This is a genomic window from Formosa sp. L2A11 (genome assembly GCF_009796865.1).
Taxonomy (GTDB): Bacteria; Bacteroidota; Bacteroidia; order Flavobacteriales; family Flavobacteriaceae; genus Formosa.
This window is the reverse complement of sequence record NZ_CP047028.1, coordinates 1,761,085-1,786,693: the sequence shown is the minus strand read 5'-3', so window position 1 is coordinate 1,786,693 and position 25,609 is coordinate 1,761,085. Positions and strand designations below refer to the sequence as shown.

Below are 25,609 nucleotides of genomic sequence, written 5' to 3'. Positions count from 1 at the left end.
TGCTTAATAAACAACTTTCTAAACCAAGAAAGTGAGTAAAACAAAAAACAGCCCATTTTTATATCGATTAATAATTATCCTTGTATTATATAATATTAGCCTCTTTAGGTATAAATTATATTAGTTTCAAGATATTCACTAATTTTAAGTTATGAAAAATACAGCTATAATTGATTCTGATTTTATCGAAAATTCAACTAATTTTAAAACACTTATTTCTGCTTTAAAAACAGGATTCTCCTCGAACGACTATCTAGTGCCTCTGCGCCATCATCATGATTTTCCTAATCCAGATTCGGGCTTAGATTCTACGCTTCTTTTAATGCCCGCATGGCATCCAGGACAAAATTCAGGTGTAAAGATTGTAACGGTTAGCCCTGACAATGCAAAGTATAATTTACCAGCAATTCATAGTACCTATATTTATTTAGATTCCATAACTGGAAAATTAAAAGCCATTTTAGAAGCGAAAAGTTTAACTGTAAAACGAACTGCTGCTGCTTCGGCATTAGCATCTTTATTTTTATCTAGAGAAAATTCAGAATCTTTATTAATGATAGGTACAGGAGCATTGTCTACCAATTTAATTGAAGCACATGCCAGCATCAGACCTATTAAAAAAGTTTATGTTTACGGACGTGATTATAATAAAGCAAAAGCCATTTGCAAACATTTCACGACTACACAGTTTACTATTGAAGCGATAAAAACCATTGAAGAAAAAATAAGTGAAGTAGATATTATTTCTTCGGCTACCCTGTCTACTAAACCTCTTGTTATTGGAAAACATTTAAAACCTGGTCAACATGTCGATTTAGTTGGTGCTTATAAAAAAGATACACGAGAAGCAGATGACGAAGCCATTTTAAAATCATCTGTATATATAGACACCTATCAAGGAGGTTTAAAAGAAAGTGGAGATATTCTTATTCCGCTTAATACAGGTATACTAAAAGAGAATGACATTCAAGCCGATTTATTTGAGTTATGCGGCAATCAAAAAACGGGACGTAAAAACGATACTGAAATCACCCTTTTTAAATCGGTTGGTCATGCACTTGAAGATTTACTTGCAGCAACCTATTATGTAGATAAATACGCAAAAACTAAGGCCTAACTTATTTCAATATAATTATTTTTATAAAAACAATTTATTATTCCGAATAAGTCACAAAGAAGAATCTCATTATTATAACATCTAAAATTAAAACGGGCTGTAAAATTATTTTACAGCCCGTTTTTTATATCCTATTTAAAGAAATATAAGTCTTACAATTTCTTTACATATTTTGTAATAATCACAATTTGTTGGCTTCCAACTTTACCTTCAATATATTCAGCATTTTCATGATCTAAACGAATGTTTCTAACAGCAGTTCCTTGCTTAGCAACCATACTAGATCCTTTTACTTTTAAATCTTTCACTAATACAACAGAGTCTCCTGTTTCAAGAACAACACCATTCACATCGCGATGAATAATCTTAGCACTTTCTTCTTCATGTTCTCCTGTTGCACGAGCCAAAGCCATAGCATCTTCATCTAGATACATCATATCTATTAAATCTTTTGGCCAACCTTCTCCTCGTAAACGTTGCAATAGTCTCCAAGACATAATTTGTACAGCAACATGCTCATTCCACATGCTATCGTTTAAACAACGCCAGTGGTTTACATCCATATCTTCGTTCTCTTCTATTTGTTGTAAGCACGTGTTACACACCAACACACTATTGTCTACACTTTCGTTTAATGATGGCGGAATAACGTATTGTTTTAATTGATCTTTTGAACCACATAATTCGCAAGTTGAACTGCTGCGATCTTCTAACATTTGGAGTACACTCATAATTTTAATTTTTAGCATCGCGAAAATACATTTTAAAACGAATTACAACAAATGAAAATGAATTGATTAGAAAATACATCTTTTTTCAGCACAAAAAAAGGCATTAGATTCACACATCTAACGCCTTCATTTTATCATCTAAACTTCAAATTATTTTGAAAGTCCGAAAGGATCTTCAATGCTATGCGCTGGTTCTGTAAACCATTTTGGTCCGTTTTCTGTCATATAAATATGATCTTCTAAACGAATACCAAATTTATCTGGAATAACCAACATAGGCTCATTACTAACACAAATTCCAGGCTCTAAAATAGTTTGATCTGTTTTTACTAAAAATGGCCATTCGTGAATATCTAAACCAATACCATGTCCTGTTCTATGTGGTAATCCTGGTAATTTATAATCTGGGCCTAATCCGTTTGTCTCTAATGTTTTTCTAACAGCAACATCTATAGATCCGCAAGTTTGCCCTAATTGAGCAGCTTTGAAAGCAGAAAATTGCGCTTCGCGTTCTAAGTTCCAAATTTTTCGTTGTTCGTCTGTAATATCTCCGTAAACATACGTTCTTGTAATGTCTGAAATATAATCGTGAAGCATACAACCTGTGTCAATAAGAACCACATCGTTATCTTCTAAATCTTTTGGTTTTTTTACACCATGCGGGAATGATGTATCTACACCAAACAACACAATACAAAAGTAAGAACCATCTGGAGCTCCGTAACGTTTGTGTGCTTCATGAATAAAATCTTCTACCGTTTGGGCAGCAATTCCAGGTTTTAAGATACGTGCTACAGCTTTATGAATTTCCATTGTAATATCCATTGCGGTTTGCATAATGGCAATTTCCTCACTAGACTTAATCATACGGCAACCTGCTGTAACAGGTTTTGCATTGACTAATTTAAAATCTGACTGACAATTTAGAACACCATCTATAATAAAGAACGGTGTGACTTCGTCCATGGCAATATTTCCTTTTGTAATTCCGTTTTCTTTTAAAACAGAAACCAACAACTCAAACGGACTTTCATGCTCTTCCCAACCATGAATAGGGCCTTCAAATTCCATAAAATCTAAAATGGTACCTTCTTCAAAATGAGGAGCGATATAATGAATGGTTCCATCTGCAAGTAATAAAGCACCAACCATACGCTCGCTAGCATGCCATTTTGTGCCTGTAAAATAATACAAGTTTGTACCTGCATGTAAGTAAACAGCAACTATATTTTCGGTAGCCATTATTTCTAAAGCACGCTTTATACGCTTTGGGTAAGCATCACTTTTTATGGGTTGCACTAAATGTGCTCTGGATTCTATTGCTGCTAATTCTGCCTCAATTGTAGAACCTCCTAATCCTAATGTTATCATCTTAATTAGTTATTTTTCATTATTAATTCAATGTCTTCTATTTCAATCGGCATCGCTTCTGTTAAGTTACGATTACCATCTTTGGTAATTAAATAATCATTTTCTAAACGACATCCAATACCTTCTTCTGGAATATAAATTCCAGGTTCGCAAGTAAGTACCATTCCGACCTCAAACGGACGAGAATACAAACCTACGTCATGCACATCTAAACCTAAATGATGAGCAGAATTATGCATATAATATTTTTTAAACAATGGCTTTTCTGGATCTTGTTTTGCAACGGCTTCAGCATCTAATAATCCAATTTTTATAAGTTGCCCTTCGACTAACTTACCCATTTGCTTTTCATAATCTGCAGATACTGTTCCTGCTTTTAATAATTTAGCACCTTCTTTTAAACAATGTAAAACGGCAGAATACACTTCTTTCTGACGCGCTGTAAACGTACCATTTACAGGAAAACATCTAGTAGTATCACTATTGTAATTTGCATAACACACCCCAAAATCCATTAGAATCATATCTCCGTCTTTACAAACATCATCATTAGTATTATAATGTAATGAGCATGCATTTTTTCCAGATGCAATAATAGGTTTAAACGCATGACGCAAACCTCCAGACTTCGTTAGGTGATAAATATGTTCCGCCTCAATTTCATATTCCATAATGCCAGGCTTAGTTGCCTTTAATGCACGTTTAAAACTCTCGACACTAATATCTGCAGCTTGTTGCATTAAATCGATTTCTACATCAGATTTTACAGGTCGTAAATCGCGTGTTAGTTTTGCAACACGGTGTAAATCATGCAATGGATATTTCTCTTTTACCCATAAAATCATACGATCTTGTTGTGTTTGCTGATTATGAGTTACACGTTTAACATGTTCGTTATGTCCTAAATAAAAACCATCGGCCTCGAACGCCATAAGCTGAAGTAGTTTCTCGAAATCTTGTCCCCATTCTACACGGCTAATTCCTGAAATTTCAGTAGCTTGATTTTTTGTTAATTTTTCACCATCCCAAATTTTAATTTGTTCAGAGGTTTCTGTTACAAAAAGTATTGCTTTATTTTCTGGTTTAACAGCATCTGGATATAAGACCAAAATAGACTCTGCTTGATCTATTCCTGAAAGATAAAACAGATCGTTATTTTGGGTAAAACCCATCATATCGTCTGCATTATTATGTTTTACATCGTTAGACGTTAACACAGCAATAGTATTGGGCTCCATTTTGGCTGCAAAACGAGCTCTATTCTGTATAAAAAGTGAATTTGAAATTTGTTTATATCTCATATTTAAAATGTACTGTTTAGATGAAAATTACTCAAATTTAATATTATTTTTTATCTCTGATATTAATTTAAACTAAGACTTGATGAATAAAATTTAGTACGCAAAATACTAAATAGCATCTGTGGTAGATTTATTATTTACTAATCTTAAAATCCCTTCTGGATTCTCATTTTGTAACGCTTTGGGTAATAAATGATTTGGCCAATTTTGATAACTAAATGGTCTTACCCAACGTTTTATAGATTGTGTTCCTACGGCAGTAAAGCGACTATCTGTAGATGCTGGATATGGACCGCCATGAACCATAGACGGACAAACCTCTACTCCTGTTGGTACACCATTAAAAATAATACGTCCCACACGGTTTTGTAATGCACTTACTATTTCCGGATGCGCATCTGCTTCTTCATTTGCGGTAATTAAAGTTCCTGTAAGTTGCCCTTCTAATTGGTACAAAATAGTTTCTAATTGTTTTACGTTTTTACATTGAACAATTAAAGAAAATGGACCAAAGACTTCCTTATGTAATGTTGAATTTTCTAGAAACGTTTTACCATCTACCGTTAAAACGGTTTGCTGTGCATAATTAGGTTTAACATCTGTTTTATATTCTGCAGAAATAGCAATTCCTTCTTGCTTAAAGGCTTTAAATTTATTTTTAGAAAACGCACTTTTTATATTAGGATGCAACATACAGGTAGGTTCTATCTTTACAATCTCTTCGGATAAGACCTTAATAAATTTATCTAAATCTTTTCCTTTTACACCTAACAACAATCCTGGATTTGTACAGAATTGCCCTGTGCCAAGTGTTATTGAACTTGCATACGTTTTTGCCCATACTGCTCCTTGTTCTGATAATGCTTTTGGAAGAATTACAACAGGGTTTATACTTCCCATTTCTGCAAACACAGGAATAGGTTCTTTACGAGCTGCTGCTAAATTGTATAACGAACGACCACCACGAATACTCCCCGTAAAACCAATCGCTTTTATTCCTGGATGTTTTACTAATTGCTGTCCAACCTCGACACCACTACTATTTAGATTTGAAAACACACCGTCTGGCATATTGGTTTTCTTAGCTGCTTTAATTACTGCAGAAGCGACTAACTCGCCTGTTCCTGCATGCATGGGATGCGATTTTACAATTACAGGACATCCTGCCGCAAGTGCTGCTGCGGTATCGCCTCCTGCTGTAGAATATGCTAACGGAAAGTTACTTGCACCAAAAACAGCCACTGGCCCTAAACCAATATACATTTTTCTTAAATCTGGTTTCGCCACTGGTTCACGATTTGGTTGTGCTGTATCTATTGCAGCATCTACCCAAGATCCATCTTCTACTAATGTTGCAAACGCACGCAATTGCCCAATGGTTCTCGCGCGTTCTCCTACTGCACGTTCTTTTGGCAATCCAGATTCTTTACTGTAAGTTTCTAATAAAGTATCTAAGGCTAAAATCTCGTCTGCAATGGTGTTTAAAAATTTAGCTTTCTCTTTTCCTGAAGTTTTCGAAAAACTTTTAAAAGCCTCTGTCGCTAAAACAATAGCATGATCTATTTCTTTAGAAGTTGCTTCTGTAAAAACCTCTTCGTTTTTAGTATTCGTTTCCGGATTAAAGGTTGTGTATGTTTTTGTTCCGTTTGCAGATGGTGTAAAACCAATGTAATTTTTTCCTGTAATCATTTATATGCTATTTTGTAAATCTGTTTTTTACACCTATTATTTAATACGTATTTGGTGCTTTTAAATATGGACTGTATTGTATTAACGTAAGCTATTATAAAACAATCTTAAACGCACAAATCATTGCCTCTAGAGTACCCCAAAGCGATAATTTATTATAATGTTTGCTTGTAATATATTTATAATCTGGCTTCCTCTTTAATATACGGTTTTTGTGTTAAGGATTGAGGCTTTGTTTGAGCTCTTTTTATTGGTCTGTTTTTGCCATTAAAAAAGCGAGTGCCGAAAGCCTGCCCCGATAGGGTAACACCCAAATTACATTAAAAAAGTCAGCCGAGTTTTAATACTATTTCTATAGCTAATTTTAAAACCGTTACTAGCATGCTAATTTAAGGCTAAATACCCTGCTATGACATACTGTTAACACTATTTTAATTAGAGCAAAGCTACCTAAGGAATGCCGTTTTATATGGATTATAATTATCCTTAATTAATATAAAATTATCCGTTTATTTATATTTTTAAATTATTATAGCATATTATTTATGTAATTTTAAACTCCAAAAAAGCTTTATAACATGAAAGTTTTACCTTTTAAAATACCTAAACCTAAGCAGGACGCACTTGTATTTCAGGAAGATTTAGGGTTTCTTTTTTATGATAAACTACACCAACATGAAGAAATTCAGTTAAGTTTAATTGTTTCTGGAGAAGGTTCTTTAATTGTTGGCGATACAATAAACCCATACGAAACTGGAGATATTATAATTATAGGTAGTAATTTACCGCATGTTTTTATAAGTGATGAAATTGTAGAAAAGCAATCGCATATGTTAACGTTGTTTTTTACAAAACATGCTTTTGGGTCTCACTTTTTTGATTTGGTTGAACTTGAAGAATTAGAATCTTTTTTTAAACGTGCTGAGCAAGGTTTTAAAATTACGTCTAATAAAAAACAGGTTACAGATTTATTTTACACGCTTAAGCAAAGCACAAAACTGGAGGCTTTTATTATTTTATTACAGGTGCTACAAATTACTGCTGTTGCGCCTTACAAGAGTTTATCGTCTTTTATTTACGACAAAAGATATACCGATAATGAAGGAAAACGTATACGCGATGTCTTTGAGTATACCATGACACATTTTAATCAGGATATTTCTTTAGAGACCATTTCTGAAGTTGCGGTAATGACAAAAAATGCGTTTTGTAAATATTTTAAAAAGCGGACTAATAAAACATATTTTCAGTTTTTAAACGAGTTGCGTATTGAACACGCCTGTAAACTTATTATAAAAAACAATGATTTATCTATTTCGGAAATTGCGTACCGTTCAGGATTCAAGAATATCTCGAATTTTAACAGGCAATTTAAAAGTGTAAAAGGTGTGATTCCCTCTGCGCACAAAAAACGCAACTAATAGTTATTAAAAATAAAGTCTCCTTTACAACAACGTATCTCTTAACTTTTTAGGCAACCCTTTTACAACCAACGCATAAGAATGATCTATAAGCTGAAAAACCAAAGTGTTTTCTAAATCGCCTTGATTGAGTTTTAAAGTATTCCAGTGTTTTTTACTCATGTGATAGCCCGGAAGGATATTTTCGTAATTGGCTCTTAAATTTTCTGCTTCTGTAGGATCGCATTTTAAATTAATTGCTGGTTGTCCTTCTTCCCATCCTTTTAGAGCCGTTAATAAAAACATTTTTCCTAATACTTTTAAGACCAATGTATTATTATCGAAAGGAAATGCTTCTGTAACTCCTTTTTTCTTTAAACAATAGTCGTATAGTTGTTCTATGTTTATCATAAGTTTTAAGATACAATAAGCAAATTAATTAGGCTGTAATTACCTGATATAATATAGGTTTACTTGGTGTAGCATCATTATCGAAAGGTGCTATTTGTAAGTTTAAAAAGTAAGTCCCATCTTGTACATAGTTCTGTACATAAATTAATTCGGTTACAGTGGCATGCGTTCTAATCTTTCCTTTTGTATTCCAAAAAGCATGATGTGCCAATAACTCGCCATCGTCTTTTTCTTTATCTAAACTAGGTAAATCTACCAATAAATGCTCTACTCCTTTTTCACGTAAATATACTGCGGCATCTTCGAGTAAATATGGCGGATTGGTATGTGAATATTGTTTACTTAATTTTTCTGTAGTATTGGGAATTGTTCTTATAACAACGGCCTTACGTTTTTTATTTCCTAAAGCAAATTGAAGTTGTTTTTTAGAAATAACAAAATCGTCTTCTAACTTTTCTACCGCAACGGTAATAACTTCTGCTAAAAAGAAAAACTGTTTTAAATATTCATTTACAGAATGAAAATCGTGAGTAACATACCCAACACATTCTGTATGTGTGCCATGTGCATGTGGATTAAATGAAATATTATTAAAATTAAATGCTGCACCATCTGATACACGAGCAGAAAAACCTTCTGGATCTTTAACAGCCTCCATCTTTGGTGGCTCTACATACCAAGCAGAAACATTGGTATGCGAAGCACGTAACGGAATAGAAATATCTAGAGGTTTAGTGAAATCTATTTTATACTTTTTTGAATTGGTTTGAATACTTGCAATCATATTAAATACTATTTTTTAAATCTTAAAAAGATGAGATGCAATGCCATCGCTTAAGAATTTCCCTTTATTACTTACTTTAAGATTATCTCCTTCAAGATACAACATTTCTGCTTTTAAATATTTATCTGATTGTGCCAAAAGATAAGATTTAAAATCTGATCCGAATTGGGTTTCTATAGTTTGTATAGACACGCCCCAAATGGTACGTAACCCCGTCATAACATATTCGTTATACTTATCGTTAACCGATAAATATTCTATTTCACTTGGTAATGTATTAGATTGAATTGCTTTTATATATTTTGAATTATTAGAAACATTCCAACTGCGAGATTCTCCTGTAAAAGAGTGTGCAGATGGGCCAATACCAATATATTTTTTACCTTTCCAATACGCTGAATTATTTATACTGAAATATCCCGGTTTTCCAAAATTAGACAATTCGTAATGCTGAAATCCATTTGTTGTTAATTGAGATATTAACATATGAAACTGCGTTTCTGCTTGTGCTTCATTTACATCTTCAATCTTTCCTTTTTTAATTAAAGTATCCAAGGCCGTTTTAGGTTCTACGGTTAATGCATAACTAGAAATATGAGGAATATTAAAATCTAAAAGTGTTTGTATATTTTCTTGCCATTGCTCGTGAGAAGCACCTGGAATACCATAAATTAAATCGACAGAAATATTATCGAAATACTGTGTAGCTAATGTTAAACATGTTTTGGCTTCGGCTGCATTATGTGCCCGATTCATGAGTTTTAAATCGGCTTCAAAAAAAGATTGCACACCAATACTTAAGCGGTTAATTTTACTTTTAGAAAGTTCTAATATTTTAGATTCAGATAAATCGTCGGGATTGGCTTCTAACGTAATTTCAGGGTTTGCGGTAACCTTATAATGCGTATAAACTGCAGTTAATATTTTTTCAATTTCTGCTAACGACAATACACTTGGTGTACCTCCACCAAAATAAATAGTTGCTACCGTATCGTTTTTAAATTCAGATTTTCTTAGTTCTAGTTCTGTTATTAAAGCATCTATTAATTCATCCTTCTTTTTTAAAGACGTAGAAAAATGAAAATCGCAATAAAAACAAGCTTGTTTACAAAATGGAATATGAATATAAATGCCAACACCTTCAACATATTCTGTAGAATTAGTCTGTGGATTTAAATTCATTCTTTTGTCTTTTTTACACCTATTTTACTCACTTTTTTTATACTGTTTTTTGTCACCTTTTGTGTTTTAACACGCGATTCGTTTTGTTTTACAAAAGCAGCCCAACCGGTATAACTTTTACCAACCTCTACACGATTATCATTATAAAAATGACAAACTGCGGCAGCTAGTCCGTCTGTAGAATCTAAATTTTTAGGAAGTGTTTTTAACTTTAAAAGACTTTGAAGCATTCTCGCAACCTGCTCTTTACTAGCATTACCATTTCCTGTAATTGCCATTTTTATTTTTTTAGGTGCATACTCTGTAATAGGAATTTCTCGAGACAAACCCGCTGCCATAGCTACTCCTTGAGCACGACCAAGCTTTAACATACTCTGTACATTCTTACCAAAGAAAGGCGCTTCAATAGCAATTTCATCTGGGTGATGGGTTTCAATAAGCTCTATGGTGCGTTCAAAAATGAGCTTTAATTTTAGATAATGGTCGTCGTATTTTTTTAAATCTAATTCATTCAATTGCAAAAAAGACATGGTCTTACCCACAACTTTTATTAGTCCGAACCCCATAATTGTGGTTCCGGGATCTATCCCTAAAATAATACGTTCTTTACTCATTAATTACAATAATAACATCCGCTCAAAGATAAGGAAACGCCAACTGTAAAAGTAAGTATACTGCCATTAAAAGCACCTTGACCAGATGTAATTGGAGAATAATCATCTGCCTCTGTAAAGCCGTGAATATAAGACACATCAAAAAACACAGACGAATTTCTATTAAGTTCGTATAAAACTTCTGTACCCACTATGGCATTAAAATAATTCTGATTATTATCATAATCAATACTTAAAGGCCTAACAAATGCAAATCCAGGTCCAGCATGTATTAGAAATTTTAATTCTCTTACATCTAAACCAGTGATTTTAGTATAATCGTAAACACCTTGTAAATTTAGTCGTGTATAGTTTATTTTAAATGACTCTGAAGGGCCTTCTCCTTTAATACGATTAAACCCTAAATCGAATTTAGCACCAAGTGTTTTTGTAAACATATATTGGGCTCCTACATTTATGGTAGCCAGATTTAGTGTTTTTCCTGAAAACGATTCTGCAAAGCCATCTTTAAATGCTGTATTAGCACCTAATGCCAATTCGAATCTTAAAACATCCTCATCTGTTTGAGAAAATCCAGGGATAGAAATTAGAAATATAAAAATAACCAAACAGGCTATGTATTTTTGTTGTTTTAATATAGAAGACATCTTATAATAAAAGGTTTAATTTGCAGTATGCACGCTAAAGCACTTACTTTTAAATCTTATCAAATCTTAATTTATTCGGTTAAGATAAGCATTATTGCTTTTAGTTTTTATTTTATATACCATAAACTGTTTAATAACAACGATTTATCGATTTCAGAATTAAAAACGAATATATTATCTAATAATTTATTTTCCTTTAATTCAATTCTGATTATCACATTATTATCTGTATTAAATTGGTTTTTTGAAATTTTAAAATGGAAAACTTTAGTTAATTACATTAAAAACATAACGTTTAAAACCGCATTAGAGCAAACTTTAGGCGCACATACCGCTTCTCTTTTTACTCCAAACCGTATTGGCGACTATGGTGCAAAAGCATTATATTTTCAATCTAAACTAAGGTCCAAAATTGTAGGCCTTAACGGTATTGGTAATCTTGCACAAATGCTAATCACTACTATTTTAGGAAGCATTGGCTTATTTTTTTTCGCGTCTAATTTCCCCTTACAAATAGATATACAATCTTTAAGTTGGCCTCAATATCTAGGTTTAATAATTGTTTTTAGTATCCTCTTTATAATTGTTAAACGGTTTGGAAAACCTAAAATTTGGTTAGACAAAACAAAACATTTTCTAACTTCTATTTCTATATCCCTATTCTTAAAAACTTTATTGTTTTCAGGAATACGCTATGTTATATTTTCGTTTCAATTTTACGTATTACTATACTTATTTCATGTGGATTTAAGTTATTTAAATGCGATGATGATAATTTCTAGCATGTATCTTTTAGCCTCTATTTTACCAAGTATATTTATTTTCGACGTGGTTTTAAAAGGAAGTATTGCTGTGTATTTATTTTCGTTTTTTAATATTCCTGAAACCATTGTTTTAAGTTGTATTACAATAATGTGGTTATTTAACGTTGTATTGCCAAGTCTTATAGGCACTTATTTTGTAATGAATTTTAAACTCTTAAAATCCTAATTTATGATTGTTTTTAGTGTCATTATTTTAATATTATACACAGGGTTAATCGGGCGTTTATTTTTGGGGTTTACAAAAGTAAAGTCGTTTAAGGCTGAAAAAACATCTAAACATACCGGCTTCTCTATTGTTATACCTTTTAGAAATGAAGCTGAACATTTACCCGAATTACTACAATCTATTTCGGAATTAAACTACACAGAAAATCAATTTGAAATACTTTTAGTGAATGATGGTTCTGAAGATGCTTCTGAAGTTATAGTAACCCATTTTATTAAAAACCAACCTCAGCTTCAAATCACATTACTTCAGAATAAACGAGTCTCTAATTCTCCAAAAAAAGATGCTATTGGTTTAGCTATTTCTAAATCTAAATTTAATTGGATACTCACTACAGATGCAGATTGTGTACTCCCAAAAACATGGTTAGCCACATTTAATAGTTTTATAGATAAATATAAAACATGCCAGTTTATTGTTGCTCCAATTACCTATTTTACAACTACTAAATTTCTTAATATTTTTCAGTGGTTTGATGTGATGAGTTTACAAGGCGCCACGCTTGGCGGATTCGGAATAAAGAAACCTTTTTTATGTAACGGCGCTAATTTAGGATATACAAAAGAGGCCTTTTATAATGTAAATGGATTTGCCGAAAATGATACTATTGCAAGTGGAGATGATATTTTTTTACTTGAAAAAATTAGCACAAAATATCCAGAAAGTATTCGGTATTTAAAATCTACCGAGGCTGTTATTTACACACATGCACAACCAACATTACCCGATTTAATTAGTCAGCGTATACGTTGGGCCTCTAAAACAAAAGCATATAAAAATAATTTTAGCAAGATTACAGGACTTCTAGTTTTAAGCATGAATGCCTTACTAATCTGTGTGTTTATTTTTATGTGTTTTAGCGATTTTCCTTTACACTACTTTGTTAATATTTGTGCCATAAAAATTATTATCGATTATCTGCTTATTTATAAAAGCGCATCGTTTTTTAATCAGAAATCTGGCTTAAAATGGTATGGTATAGTCGCCGTATTATATCCAGTATTTTGCACGTATGTAGCAGTTGCATCACTGTTTTCTTCGTATACTTGGAAAGATAGAAGATTTAGTAAATAATATCTCTAATTCACTTTTATAATAATAGGAAGTGTAAATTCTGAATTCACTTTTTGTCCGCGTTTTATTGCTGGCTCTATAGTGGGCAAACTATCTAAACTAGATGTAATTAGAAATTTAATATTCGGAATTTCGGATTGTGTAATCGAATCGACTTTAAAATGCAATAGACTTAAATGCCCAAGGTCAGAAATTTTAAATTTTATAAGTATGGTATCTAAAACATCATGATTTACAATAATCCTTTCGGCTTCCAAACGTTTTAAAATTACGGTAGATAGTGTCTGTTCAAAACATAATTTTCTTCCATGTTGGGTTCCCGAAGTTTCACAAGACGAAAAGGTAGGGTATTCATCGACTTCATTCCATTTAAACGATTTTAATTCTTCATTTAAAATGGCTTCTGTAGATGTTTTTTTCACCTTTAAGTCGTCGCAAGCGCTAAGTAATAATAATGCTAGAATAAATACGAAATGCTTCATAATACAAGATGAAAATCGAAAATACAATATTTTTAGTATTTAATACTTTTTAGACAGCAATTCTTAGCCGAAAATCATTAATACTGAAATGGTTCTATAATTAAGTCTATTTTAAACAACAAAAAACCGAAGTGATTAGCTTCGGTTTTTTCAATTTCTTATTTTAAAAAATTATTCCAGTATTTGAAATACAATTGGTAAAGAATAAGGCACTATAACTGCTTTCCCTTTTTGCATTCCTGGTTGCATTTTTGGCAGTAGACTCACTACACGAACAGCTTCATTTTGAAATATTTCAGATTTAGCTCTGGCTTTAACCCCTACAATATCACCAGTTTTACTAATTTTAAAAACAACATTAATACGTTGTCTTCCCGTAATATTTTCGTCTCCTTTACCTAAATCAGTATTAAAATGCGTTCCTACAAATTTTGATATTTTTGTAGACATACATTTCTTTTGCTCTTCTGCAGATACATCTTCACAACCTGGAAACACGGGAGGTTGTTCTACTACGCTATACGGAACTTCTACTTCTTCTTCAGAATCTACTTTCTCTACTGCTGCTTTTGGATTATTCTCTATACTGTTTTCAGCATCAGATGTTTTAGACTCCGAGACACCTTTATCACAAGACGTGTACAATAGCATACCAAATACCATTGGAATTAGTAACGCATACTTGGCTAAATGAATTTGTTTTGATTTCGTTTTTGTTAACATAATGATTCGTTTTTTGATTAATGATTGTTTAAAAAATGGATTGATGAATGAAATATGATTGACATCGAAAACTTGACTGAGTAAGTTTTGATAGTAAGTCACTTTATCTTGTTGCTTTACCACTAAAGCATCGGCAATATATTCATGAAGTGTAACCATTCTATTTTGGTACATATACACTAACGGATTAAACCAAAACAGGATGCGAAGTACTTCAAAAAACAATAAATCGGCACTATGCTTTTCCGTTTTATGAACGCATTCGTGAGCTAAAATGGTGTTGTAATTTTCTGGACTAATAGCATCGCCTAAAAACACATAATTAAAGAATGAAAAGGCTACCGAACTGTTTTTAATGGTTACAATAGTTAGTTTGTTTAACTTCTGCTTATCTCCTATTATAATTGCACCTATAAGTTTATAAATTTTAAATAGAAACATAAAAGCTGTAACACTCATTCCGACATATAAGATGAATTCCCAAGACCAAAACGAACTGCTATTTTTAAGATAAACCGTTGGTAACAATTGTGTTTGCACAGCGGCAGCATCAGGATTTAAAATTACGGCGGGTAACTGCACGACATATTGTTGTGGTAAAATATTTTTAAATGCTTCTATCTGAATTAATGGCAATACAAATGAAGCTATTGGAGTAAACAATAAATAAAACCGGTTCCAATTAAAAAAAGTTTCGCGTTTTAAAAACAAGTCGTACACCATTAAGAAAAACAACTGAAACGCTATGGTTTGTAGAATATAGTGTAGCATAATTATTTATTTTTTTCAATTTCCTTCATCATGGCTTCCAAATCATTTAAACTCACATCGTTCTTCTTTACGAAAAAAGACACTAAACTTTTAAACGATCCTTGAAAATAATTATCGACCAATGTATTTAACGATTGGTTGCTGTAATCTTGCTTAGAGATTAACGGGAAATAAATATGTCCTTTCCCCTGCTTTTCATAATCTACAAAACCTTTACTTTCTAAAATACGCACTATGGTAGACACCGTATTATATGCTGGTTTTGGTTCTGGTAATTTCTCTATAATGGCTTTTACATTGGCATGTTCCAATTGCCAAAGCACTTGCATAATTTCTTCTTCTGCTTTTGTTAACGCTTTCATTCAACTAAGTTTTTAGTTTAATAGATAACAAATGTAACTAAATATTTAGTTTGAACTAATTTTATAGTTTAAAAAACTACAAATAAAATATGTAACTTCGCTAAATACTAATTTTTAGAATATGGATATCCTTTTAATTATTCTCGGACTAATATGTATGATTATAGGCTTATTAGGTAGTTTTTTACCTATTCTACCAGGACCTCCTGTAAGTTGGTTAGGCCTTCTATTATTATATTTAACAAAAGCAATTCCTAACGACTGGACATTTTTGGGCGTAAGTTTAGTTATTGCTATAGCAGTTGTAATTTTAGATTATGCTATTCCTGCTATAGGAACTAAAAAATTTGGAGGCAGTAAATTTGGTGTTATAGGAACCACTGTTGGATTAATTATTTCTATTGTTTTTCCTGTTTTGGGGTTTCTTGGAGTAATAATTTGGCCATTTATTGGAGCCTTTATTGGAGAGATGATTTATATGGCCGATCATAAAACAGCTGCAAAAGCGGCTTTTGGATCTTTTCTAGGGTTTCTTACTGGTACACTATTAAAATTTATAATTGGTATAGTCTATTTCGGATTATTTATACGGCTGTTTTGGCAGTATAAATCTAGCTTCGGTTTATTCTAAAAAAAAAACCTAATAACGAGAGTTATAAGGTTTTTTTGTGATTTGCTATAATCAACAATTAATTACTTGAGGGATTAATTAATCATATATCTGTTTGATACATTCCAAAGATAGTAACTCTTATTGAATATTCACTACGGGAAAACCGTACTTATTAATTTATTTTGCATGCTTTTGCGTTTTTCATGCGCATTTTAGACCATTTTGTGTCCGTTATTCTAAATAAAACCTAATTTTCTTGCTTCTCTTATCAAACTTTCATCTTGACCATCATCAATGTTGAATAATATTTTTAGATGTTTTTTTCGTTTTTCAACACCACTTAAAGATAAGTCTATATGTTCGGCTAAATTTTTAGTCTTTATACCTCTAGAAAGTAAATAGAGAATACGACGATTTTTATCATCTAAATAAATATCGCTTATAATAGTTTGTTTTAAATACCTATTTACTGTACCACTATAAAACGGAGGATGATTTAAAATAGCTTGAAAAGCGCTTGCGAGCTCACTAGATGTTAAATCACTTTTTATTAAAAATCCTTCTGGATTAATTTCTTCTACAATATTATGAATGCGATAAGTTTCGTTAAACATAGTAAGAATTACAATCTTAGCATGCGGTAAAATTTTGCGAGCATGTCTTGCTAAATCTTCTCCACTTGTAAATTGACCATCTGCAGAGGGTGGCATCTTTATATCTATAAATAACACATCATATTGCTCCTCCAACCTAATACTACGTTGCATAGCTTCTATAGATTCATCACAATTATTAGCTGTATCTATATGTAATTCCTGTTCGGGTTTCTTTGTAGATAACAATGTGTTCTGATAACCTTCTATGATCATGGGATGATCGTCTGTCATTAAAATTCTAATCAGTTGGCTCATCTTAATTGTGTTTAATTATTATAAATCGGGGTCTGAATAATTAATTTAGTCCCCTCATTTACATCCGTTTTAATAAGTAAAAATCCTTCTATATCGTTCACTCTGGAAGTTATATTTTTTAAACCAATACCTCGCTTAGATTTAGAAAAATCAAAACCTTTACCATCATCAAAAATCTCTAAGCAAATTTCTCCATGTTTAGTGTAAAAATCGATATAAACCTGACTTGTCTCGGCATGTTTCCATGTATTTTGCAATGATTCTTGAATTATTCTATAATAATGAATTTTTATCTTATTTGAGACATCATCCCAATTAATTTTATCTTCGTACTTTAAATTACAAATTAAATTATAAGCAGAAGATTGTTTTTCAAGTAATTCTTTAACAATATCTATATAACTAGAATTGGCTACAAAATCGATATTTAAATCATGAGATACTTTTCTTATTTCTAATTCAATTTCTTTTAATTCGTCTATATAATTACTTCTAGTTTTAATAGCATCGTCTGTTTTACTAGCATTTAAACTATCCAAACTTAAACGTGTCCCAAAAAGCCTACCTAAAATACCATCGTGTAATTCTTCTGATATTCTACGTTTTTCTAATGTTCTCGCTTCATCAATCTTATCTTGTTGAGAAAGCATTAAGTTATAAATATCTTCGTTAGCTTGTTGCTGTTTTTGTTTAAATTGTAATGATTTATTTTTACTTCGTTGAGATACGATAATAAAAATAAGAAAGGACGACACAAGTAATACTAATGATAAAAACATAAATAAGAGTCTCTCTCTTGTTATTTTTTCGTTTTTAAGTTCTAAATCATTAGTCTCATAACTAATTCTAGTAAATTTATTTCTAATGGCACGTTCTATTTTTTGAAGACTATCGTTTAAATGAATATAAGTATCATAATGCTTAACAGCCATACTATCGGTTTCTATTCTTGCCAATAGTAAAAGTGACTTTAATAAATCGTCGTTATGATATTGTGTTGAAATGTCTCGTGCTGTATATGCGTAAAATTTAGCAGAATCTATTTTATTTTTATCATAAAAATACTGGGCTAAGTGCTGATTAATTACAATAGAGTTGTAAGAATCGCCTATAGAATCGCAAATATTTAAGGCTCTTAAATATAACTCTGGAAGTTCGTCTTCAATATTATTTAAATAGCGTGTATGGGCATAATTATCGAGTACCAAAGCATAGAATCCAGGACGATCATGCCTTAGATTACTGTCGCTTAAAATATCTTGATAATACGATAATGCAATATTATAATTCCCAGAATTCTTATAGGCTAAAGCCAAATTATTTAAAGAATTATTTATGGTAGATTTATTATTCCCTTCTAATTTTTTCTTTAATGACAATGACTTATTATGATACTCTATAGCATCTTCAAACTGATCTAATTGATCGTAAACTAGACCCAAATTATTATACAAAAAAGCTTTTTTTCTAATTATTTTATATTGCGCAGGAAAGGAATCTAATATTTTAATCCCTTCAAAAGAGGAGACTTCACTACCAATAAAATCTTTTTCATTTTTTTGAATAATGGCAATATTAAGCAACATTACAGCCCTATTATACCCATCATTTATTTTATGAAAAATTTTCTCTGCTCTGTGATAATAAAAAAAAGCACTGTCTGATGCTCGATTATAAAAATAATTACCTCGATACGAATAAATATGACCCATAGAAGTAGAATCCCCTAACCGTTTTGCTAACTGCAAATTATATTTATTCATTTTTAAGAACAAATCAAACTGCTTCTCTTCTAAAAATAAATCAGCCATCTGAATCTCACTCTTCAAAATTAGAGAATCAACCCGGAATTCATGAGCTAATCTACTCGCTTTCTTACTGAATAAAAAACGATCGTTATAGCTATAATCATTTGTATTAGACACTTTATCTAACAGTAAAGATATAGTGTCTATTTGTTTGGCTTGAGCAATACTTTGCAAGCTGTAAACAATACTAACGCAGATTAAAAGTTTCTTTAGAATAATTGAGTAATTTATCTTAATAGTCTCAAATGTATCTATATTTTTCCGTTTTTCACAATACAAAAAGCCCTTATCCGTATAGATAAGGGCTTTAAATTAAAATATTTCAGACTAATCTCTTTCGTCAATACCACCACCGGTAAAGGTTGTTGATTCAACATTATCAGGTGCTACTAACACATCATCATCTAATTCTTCATTAACACAAGCTGTTAAAGATCCAAATAATACAAAAGCGAATAAAGTAATTTTTAAGAATTTCATAAGTTTAATTTTTAGGTTGTTGGTTTATTATTTTATTTATTATCGTTCTATTTTAATTTTCATAAAGACAAATCGTCTCAAAAAAACTTTAATTTTATAACCAATGGACAAGACGCACCTATCCCGTACCGGACTAATCACTACATTACCAATTAGTTACATCCAAATATATAGTATTTTTCTTATAAAAACCTAATTAAGACTCGTTAAAAAGCACCATTTATCGACGTAATACACTAAATTTTAACATTTGAAGTCGTTTTTACTCGAGAAACGACGTAAAAGACTACAAAAAACAAGTTTTAGAAGAATTATTATTGAAAGTTATTTTAGAAAAAACATCATGAGATATCTTTCAACGAGAAGAAAAAGGGGATGTTTTTATAAAAGAAGAAGAATAAGATGTAGTAGCATAACACTAAATACATCTTATTCCTGAATTATAAAATCTTAATCGGCTTATAAAAAGACACTAAATCTTTAAATAAGCGTATTAAATACTAAAAATTTATTCTATTACATGTTCAACACGCTCTACAGAATCTTGAATAGACAGCGTTAAACGCACAATACTATCAATTTTTGCAAATAAATCATGTGGCACATTGGAGTCCAGGGTTAAAAGATCTCCTTTTTTCAAAGTATGTGTAGTCCCTTCTACTCCAAAATCTATTTCGCCTTCAAAAATTTCTATAACAATAGGTTTTGGAGCTTTATGTTCTTTCATAGACTGTCCTTTTTTTAGTAACACGCGAATTTCTTTACTAAAAGCTGTTTGTAAAAGCACACTTACTGCAGGCTTATCATCGTTAAATTCTAAATTATTATATAAATTAGTTGAAATCATAATGTTTGTTTTAAGTACTATAAATTTACGTCTGTTTATTGACTAAAACATTAAAAATCAACAATAAAATGTTAATATAATTACATCTTTTAAGGCATTTTAAAGTTGATACAGCAGAATGATTACATTTGATTCAAAATTGATTTTTTTAGAGTTAATTTAAATAGATTAATTATAATATTTTAGCCCGATTTAATACTGACTTTGGAAGACACACATACACCTAATAAGCCCACTAAAAAGCTTAAGATTTTTAAAATCTTGAGAAACATATTCATTTTCGTTTTTGTCTTACTTCTAATCATTATTCTATTTATAAGAAGTCCTTGGGGACAAAATATTATAGTAGATTATGCCACTTCATTTGTGTCTAACAAAACCCATACTAAAGTAGAAATTGAGAACCTTTACATTACGTTTGGAGGCGATATTAAATTAAAAGGATTGTATTTAGAAAATACTAAAGGAGACACTTTAATATATTCTAAATCTGTAAAAACAAACTTACCACTATGGCCAGCAATTACAGGAAAAGGAATTGGTATCGAAACTTTAAATTGGGAAGGGTTACGAGCAAATATTGTTAGAAAAGACTCTATAAGTGGTTATAACTTTCAATTCTTAATTGATGCTTTTGCCTCTACAGATACACTTGCTGTTCCAGAACCGGAAGCAGAAAGTGATCCGTTAAAAATTATAGTTGGCGACATTCATCTTAAAGATTTTGACATCGATTTTAATGATGATGTGCTTGGAATAGAAAGTAAGACAAAATTAGGCATACTCGATTTAGAATTTGATACCTTCGATTTAGATGCTATGGATTTTAGAGTCTCAGAAGCTTTAATTTCTAATTCAGACATTACCTACAGGCAAGCTCCTACTCCACCATCTGCAGACACCACGGCTACAACGTTACCTTACCTTTATATAGACGATTTTAAAATTGAAAACGTAAAAGTAGATTACAACGCTATTGCAGATGGTATGACACTGCGTACCAATATTTCAGATTTCTATATTGAAGAGGCAACCATCGATTTACCTAAAGATAAATTTGACATTGATGAAATTGGACTTAAAAACTCAGAAATTGCAGTTTTAACAACTGCTACATCTACTGAAATAGATACTATTGAAACGACTACATCTACATTTTCTTGGCCAGACTTAAAGGTTAAAATTAATAAAGTAGATTTGGAACAGAATGCCATACAATATACAGTTAACGAGGCAAAACCCATAGCAAACAACTTTAACGCAAATGCTATCGTTTTAACTAATTTCAATTTAAATATCCAAGACATTTATCTTCAAGATAAAACAGCAGGTTTAAATCTAAAGACTTTTTCTTTTATAGAAGGTTCAGGATTACATCTTAAACAAGGCGAATTAAGGTTTGCTGTAACAGATAATATGCTGAATGTAGAAGATTTAAAAGTAGCTTTAAATAACAATAAAATTCAAGGTAAAACGCGTTTAGATTTTTCAACCATGTCTGCTTTAATACAAGCTCCTGAAACTTCAAAATTAGATTTAAAACTCCCCGTTATTCAATTAGATGTCGCAGATGCCTATCGTTTTGAACCGGATTTAAAAACAAATCCGTATGTAGATAGTTTAAGTCAGAAGTTAATTACTGGACAAATTTATGCGAATGGTTATGTATCTGCTATAACCTTAGAAAACACTAAAGTGAATTGGGGGCAAGCCACACGTATGTCTGCATCGGGAGTCATTGAAAATGCAACAGATCCTGATCTACTCAAATTCAACATCTCAAATTTTATAGCAGAAACGATAAAAACAGATGTACTTAAATTTATAAACGAAACAGACTTAGGTATAAACCTTCCAAAAGACATTGCTTTACAAGCAACTTTAAAAGGCACTGTTAACAACCTAAAGACCAAAGCCAAATTAAATACCTCGCAAGGTGTGGCAAACCTGAATGCTACCTATACAGATATAAACGGACTCGCTTTTACAACCGATTTAACTATTGAAGAGTTTAAACTTAACGAACTCTTATTAAACGAAGAATTAGGCGCGCTCAGTCTATCGCTAAAAGCCAGCGGAAGTGGTAAAAACATTAATACTTTAGATGCAAAATTAGAAGCTATGATTTCTAATTTTAAAATGAAAAATTACGAAATTATAAACCTTCCTATTAACGGAGAGATTGAAAACGGAGTTGGAGATATTAGTTCTAATTACAAAGACAAGAATATAAATGCAGAACTACAAACACATGTTATTTTAGATAGTATTTCTCCAGAAGTTAATGCTAATTTAAATATTATTGGAGTCGATTTACTTGCTTTAGGTGTTGTAAACAAAGACATTCGTGCAAGATTAAATCTAACTGCCAATTTTAAAGGAAATGCAGATAATTTTGACCTTACAAGCGCTGTAGATGAAGGGACTATTGTTTACGACAATAAAACCTATTTACTTGGCGACCTAGTTGCTAATGCCCATGTAGATACAGACTCTACTTTTGTTAGCGTTACCAATAAATTATTGAATTTAGAACTAGCGTCTAATGCCAATCCGCAAACTTTTAGTAAAGCTTTAGAACAGCATATTTCTAGTTATTTTACTTCAGATTCTATACAAACGGAAACTAATAAACCTGTTCGTTTACAATTTAAAGGAAAGCTTAGTGACGATCCGATTTTAACCGACTTATTCCTTCCTAATTTAAAGAATATTGACACAGTAGATATTGCAGTCGATTTTAATTCATCTAAAAAACTCTTAGATGCAAAAATGCTAGCACCACATATTAACTACGGAGGAAACGAAATTGACAGCTTAGCATTCACATTTAATTCCGACCCCAATACGTTTAAATTCGACTTTGGTTTTAAAGCCATTAAAGCCGGTCCAATCTATTTAAAGCGCACCCAATTTAATGGAGATGTGTTAGATAAAGAATTAGATTTAAATATGTATGCGTACGATGGCGAAGCTGTGTTAATGCAATTAAAATCTAAAATTAAAAAAGAAGACGATAACTTTACAGTTCATATTTTACCAGATAATTTTATTGTAAATAAATCGGCCTGGGAAATTCCTAACGACAATTTAATCACTTACGGAGACGACAGCATTATCTTTAATAATGTTAATTTCTCAAAAGCCAATCAATCTATTTCCATCACCAATGGTGAGGCTACTGAAACAGAAACTAATGATATATCTATAAACTTCGACGGGTTTAATCTCAACGAATTTTTAACCTATCTAAACCCAGAGCAGGAATTAGCAAAAGGCGTTTTAAATGGTAGTTTTACAGTACAAAATCCATTTAGCAATCGTGGGTATTTAGCAGATTTATCTATAAGTCAATTTAACATATTAAACACCAATTTTGGAACACTAACCTTACAAGGTGATTCTGAAAGCAGTGCCCGATACAATTTTAGCTTGGCTACTAAAGAAGGTGATGTAGATTTGGATATAACAGGAGATTATACAGCTTCAGAAACCAACTCTAATATTAATGCAGTTGTAGATATAAATGAATTTAAAACAAAAGCACTTGAAGGATTATCTTTAGGCGAAATTACAGATGCGACAGGATCTTTTAATGGACATTTTGAAATTAATGGTGCTTTAGATGCGCCACAATATAGCGGCGATATTGTGTTTAACAAATCGCGTTTTAAAGCGACTAAACTTAATAGTTATTTTGAATTACCAAACGAAACACTAAGCATAGACAATTCGGGTATTCGCATGACCGATTTCACTATTAAAGATGAAAACGAAAACAATTTAGTCCTTGGTGGTTTTATAGATACAGAATCGTTAACAAATCCGAAATTCGATTTAAAAATAAATGCTGACGACTTTCAAGTTTTAAATGCAACAAAAAAAGATAACGATATGTTATATGGTTTCCTTGCATTTAGAGCTCAAGGAACGATTAAAGGCGATTTAAATATTCCTATTATTAATATTAAAGCAAGTGTAAATCCTAAAACAGATATTACGTATGTTATGCCGTCTTCTACAGTAAATATAGAAGATAGAGATGGTGTTCTACTTTTTGTGAATCGAGATAATCCAGATGCTATTTTAACAAGAACCCAAGAAGATGTTACAAACGTGACAGGCTTTGATGTTAACGCTGATTTTTCAATACCAAAAGACACCAAAGCAACCTTAATTATTGATAAAAATACAGGAGATAATTTTACAACTTCTGGTAAAGGGAAATTTATCTTTAAAATGGATACTAATGGCCAGATGAATTTAGCTGGTGTTTACACCGTGTCTAGCGGACATTACGAAATGAGTTTGTATCAGCTTGTAAAACGTAAATTCGAATTGGTTTCCGGTAGTCAAGTGACCTGGTCTGGAAATCCGTTTGATGCCAATTTAAATGTTCAGGCATTATATAATGTAGAAACTTCAGCGTCTTCTTTAATGGCTGCACAAATTTCAGGTTCTAGCAGTTCAACACAAAATCAATTTAAACAAACCTTACCTTTTCAAGTCTATTTAAATGTAGACGGGGAACTTATGCATCCAAGAATCTCTTTTAATCTGGATATGCCAGAAGAAGAACAAGGAGCTGTAAGCGGACAAGTATATGGGCGTTTACAACAGGTTAATCAGCAAGAAGGCGAATTAAATCGTCAGGTATTCTCTCTACTCGTTATGAATCAGTTTTATCCAGAATCCGGAAGCGACGGTAGTAGCGGTGGTTTTGCCTCTATAGCCAGAGATAATTTAAACGATGCCATTTCAGATCAGCTTAATATGTTTTCAGATAAATTATTAGGAAGCTCTAGTGTAGAATTAGATTTCGGACTAAACAGCTTTACAGATTATCAGGGAGACACCTCGCAACAGCGTACACAATTAGAAGTAGCAGCACAGAAAAAACTCTTTAACGATCGTGTTATTGTACGTGTAGGTAGCGATGTAGATATAGAAGGTAGTAGTGCTTCCGGAGAAGAAACACCACTAATTGGAGATGTGAGTTTAGAATATTTAATTACACCTAGCGGAAAATACAGATTAAAAGCATTTCAAAAAAATGAATACGAATCGGTTATAGATGGGCAAACCATCGTCAGCGGATTGGCTTTAATTTTTACAAAAGAATTCAACAAGTTTGAAGAATTATGGTCTGCATTAATTAATTCTGAAAAAGAAAAATCTCAAGACAGACGCAGACAAGGCCACGAGAAAGAAGATAATGAACCACTGGAAACAACGAAATAA

General features: G+C 31.7%; 22 protein-coding genes. 6 read left to right on the top strand and 16 right to left on the bottom strand.

Features of this window, described 5'->3' with window-relative positions; genetic code table 11:
• Nucleotides 1-151 precede the first annotated feature (151 nt).
• Entirely contained in the window at nt 152-1,117 is a 966-nt protein-coding gene (locus tag GQR95_RS07720) for an ornithine cyclodeaminase family protein (RefSeq protein ID WP_159022625.1), read from the top strand.
• A 152-nt stretch (nt 1,118-1,269) separates the two neighbouring features.
• On the opposite strand, the gene GQR95_RS07715 is transcribed toward GQR95_RS07720, so the two are convergent.
• From GQR95_RS07715 to GQR95_RS07700, 4 genes are all read right to left on the bottom strand, one after another.
• Nucleotides 1,270-1,848 carry an alkylphosphonate utilization protein gene (locus tag GQR95_RS07715; protein WP_159022624.1) on the bottom strand — a complete coding sequence of 193 codons (579 nt, stop codon included), beginning with the start codon at nt 1,846-1,848 and terminating at the stop codon, nt 1,270-1,272.
• 150 nt (nt 1,849-1,998) lie between these two features.
• Nucleotides 1,999-3,219: a Xaa-Pro peptidase family protein gene (locus GQR95_RS07710; RefSeq protein ID WP_199269647.1), complete on the bottom strand. Its 1,221-nt coding sequence runs from the start codon at nt 3,217-3,219 to the stop codon at nt 1,999-2,001.
• 5 nt (nt 3,220-3,224) lie between these two features.
• Nucleotides 3,225-4,520: an aminopeptidase P family protein gene (locus GQR95_RS07705; protein WP_159022623.1), complete on the bottom strand. Its 1,296-nt coding sequence runs from the start codon at nt 4,518-4,520 to the stop codon at nt 3,225-3,227.
• Between the two features lie 108 nt (nt 4,521-4,628).
• Nucleotides 4,629-6,209 (bottom strand): aldehyde dehydrogenase (NADP(+)), encoded by a 1,581-nt coding sequence (locus tag GQR95_RS07700; protein WP_159022622.1) that lies wholly within the window; start codon nt 6,207-6,209, stop codon nt 4,629-4,631.
• A gap of 578 nt (nt 6,210-6,787) precedes the next feature.
• Here GQR95_RS07700 and GQR95_RS07695 point away from each other — a divergent pair.
• Entirely contained in the window at nt 6,788-7,630 is an 843-nt protein-coding gene (locus tag GQR95_RS07695; RefSeq protein ID WP_159022621.1) for an AraC family transcriptional regulator, read from the top strand.
• Nucleotides 7,631-7,654: 24 nt separating this feature from the next.
• On the opposite strand, the gene GQR95_RS07690 is transcribed toward GQR95_RS07695, so the two are convergent.
• From GQR95_RS07690 to GQR95_RS07670, 5 genes are read right to left on the bottom strand one after another with little or no spacing between them, the layout of a single operon-like run.
• Complete coding sequence (locus GQR95_RS07690; RefSeq protein ID WP_159024255.1) at nt 7,655-8,017, bottom strand: MmcQ/YjbR family DNA-binding protein; 363 nt, start codon at nt 8,015-8,017, stop codon at nt 7,655-7,657.
• Nucleotides 8,018-8,048: 31 nt separating this feature from the next.
• Nucleotides 8,049-8,804 (bottom strand): cyclase family protein, encoded by a 756-nt coding sequence (locus GQR95_RS07685; RefSeq protein WP_159022620.1) that lies wholly within the window; start codon nt 8,802-8,804, stop codon nt 8,049-8,051.
• A gap of 15 nt (nt 8,805-8,819) precedes the next feature.
• A complete protein-coding gene (gene hemW / locus GQR95_RS07680; RefSeq protein WP_159022619.1) occupies nt 8,820-9,986 on the bottom strand; it encodes a radical SAM family heme chaperone HemW in 1,167 nt (388 codons plus the stop codon).
• Nucleotides 9,983-10,600 (bottom strand): crossover junction endodeoxyribonuclease RuvC, encoded by a 618-nt coding sequence (gene ruvC / locus GQR95_RS07675; RefSeq protein ID WP_233266020.1) that lies wholly within the window; start codon nt 10,598-10,600, stop codon nt 9,983-9,985. Before ruvC ends, hemW begins: the two co-directional genes overlap by 4 nt.
• The gene (locus tag GQR95_RS07670; protein WP_159022618.1) at nt 10,600-11,247 is read right to left on the bottom strand and encodes an outer membrane beta-barrel protein; all 648 of its coding nucleotides are present in this window, start codon (nt 11,245-11,247) and stop codon (nt 10,600-10,602) included. The genes ruvC and GQR95_RS07670 overlap by 1 nt, the downstream gene beginning before the upstream one ends.
• A gap of 27 nt (nt 11,248-11,274) precedes the next feature.
• On the opposite strand from GQR95_RS07670, the gene GQR95_RS07665 reads away from it, so the two are divergent.
• Together GQR95_RS07665 and GQR95_RS07660 are read left to right on the top strand one after the other, a co-directional pair.
• Entirely contained in the window at nt 11,275-12,237 is a 963-nt protein-coding gene (locus GQR95_RS07665) for a lysylphosphatidylglycerol synthase domain-containing protein (protein WP_159022617.1), read from the top strand.
• Between the two features lie 3 nt (nt 12,238-12,240).
• Nucleotides 12,241-13,371: a glycosyltransferase gene (locus GQR95_RS07660; protein WP_159022616.1), complete on the top strand. Its 1,131-nt coding sequence runs from the start codon at nt 12,241-12,243 to the stop codon at nt 13,369-13,371.
• 5 nt (nt 13,372-13,376) lie between these two features.
• On the opposite strand, the gene GQR95_RS07655 is transcribed toward GQR95_RS07660, so the two are convergent.
• The 3 genes from GQR95_RS07655 to GQR95_RS07645 all read right to left on the bottom strand — a co-directional run bounded on the left by GQR95_RS07655 (nt 13,377) and on the right by GQR95_RS07645 (nt 15,709).
• Nucleotides 13,377-13,853: a hypothetical protein gene (locus GQR95_RS07655; protein ID WP_159022615.1), complete on the bottom strand. Its 477-nt coding sequence runs from the start codon at nt 13,851-13,853 to the stop codon at nt 13,377-13,379.
• A gap of 171 nt (nt 13,854-14,024) precedes the next feature.
• Entirely contained in the window at nt 14,025-15,347 is a 1,323-nt protein-coding gene (locus tag GQR95_RS07650; RefSeq protein ID WP_159022614.1) for a M56 family metallopeptidase, read from the bottom strand.
• Nucleotides 15,348-15,349: 2 nt separating this feature from the next.
• On the bottom strand, nt 15,350-15,709 hold the full coding sequence (locus GQR95_RS07645; protein ID WP_159022613.1) for a BlaI/MecI/CopY family transcriptional regulator: 360 nt from the start codon (nt 15,707-15,709) through the stop codon (nt 15,350-15,352).
• A 121-nt stretch (nt 15,710-15,830) separates the two neighbouring features.
• Between GQR95_RS07645 and GQR95_RS07640 the strand changes: the two genes are divergently transcribed.
• The gene (locus tag GQR95_RS07640) at nt 15,831-16,340 is read left to right on the top strand and encodes a DUF456 domain-containing protein (RefSeq protein WP_159022612.1); all 510 of its coding nucleotides are present in this window, start codon (nt 15,831-15,833) and stop codon (nt 16,338-16,340) included.
• A gap of 218 nt (nt 16,341-16,558) precedes the next feature.
• Here the strand turns inward: GQR95_RS07640 and GQR95_RS07635 are convergent, their stop codons facing one another.
• From GQR95_RS07635 to GQR95_RS07620, 4 genes are all read right to left on the bottom strand, one after another.
• Nucleotides 16,559-17,233, bottom strand: a complete 675-nt coding sequence (locus GQR95_RS07635) for a response regulator (protein ID WP_159022611.1) — start codon at nt 17,231-17,233, stop codon at nt 16,559-16,561.
• Nucleotides 17,234-17,244: 11 nt separating this feature from the next.
• Entirely contained in the window at nt 17,245-19,044 is a 1,800-nt protein-coding gene (locus GQR95_RS07630; protein ID WP_159022610.1) for a tetratricopeptide repeat-containing sensor histidine kinase, read from the bottom strand.
• 324 nt (nt 19,045-19,368) lie between these two features.
• Nucleotides 19,369-19,521 (bottom strand): hypothetical protein, encoded by a 153-nt coding sequence (locus tag GQR95_RS07625; RefSeq protein ID WP_159022609.1) that lies wholly within the window; start codon nt 19,519-19,521, stop codon nt 19,369-19,371.
• A gap of 508 nt (nt 19,522-20,029) precedes the next feature.
• Nucleotides 20,030-20,368 carry a cupin domain-containing protein gene (locus GQR95_RS07620; protein ID WP_159022608.1) on the bottom strand — a complete coding sequence of 113 codons (339 nt, stop codon included), beginning with the start codon at nt 20,366-20,368 and terminating at the stop codon, nt 20,030-20,032.
• Between the two features lie 261 nt (nt 20,369-20,629).
• Here GQR95_RS07620 and GQR95_RS07615 point away from each other — a divergent pair, with 261 nt between their 5' ends.
• Complete coding sequence (locus GQR95_RS07615; RefSeq protein WP_159022607.1) at nt 20,630-25,609, top strand: translocation/assembly module TamB domain-containing protein; 4,980 nt, start codon at nt 20,630-20,632, stop codon at nt 25,607-25,609.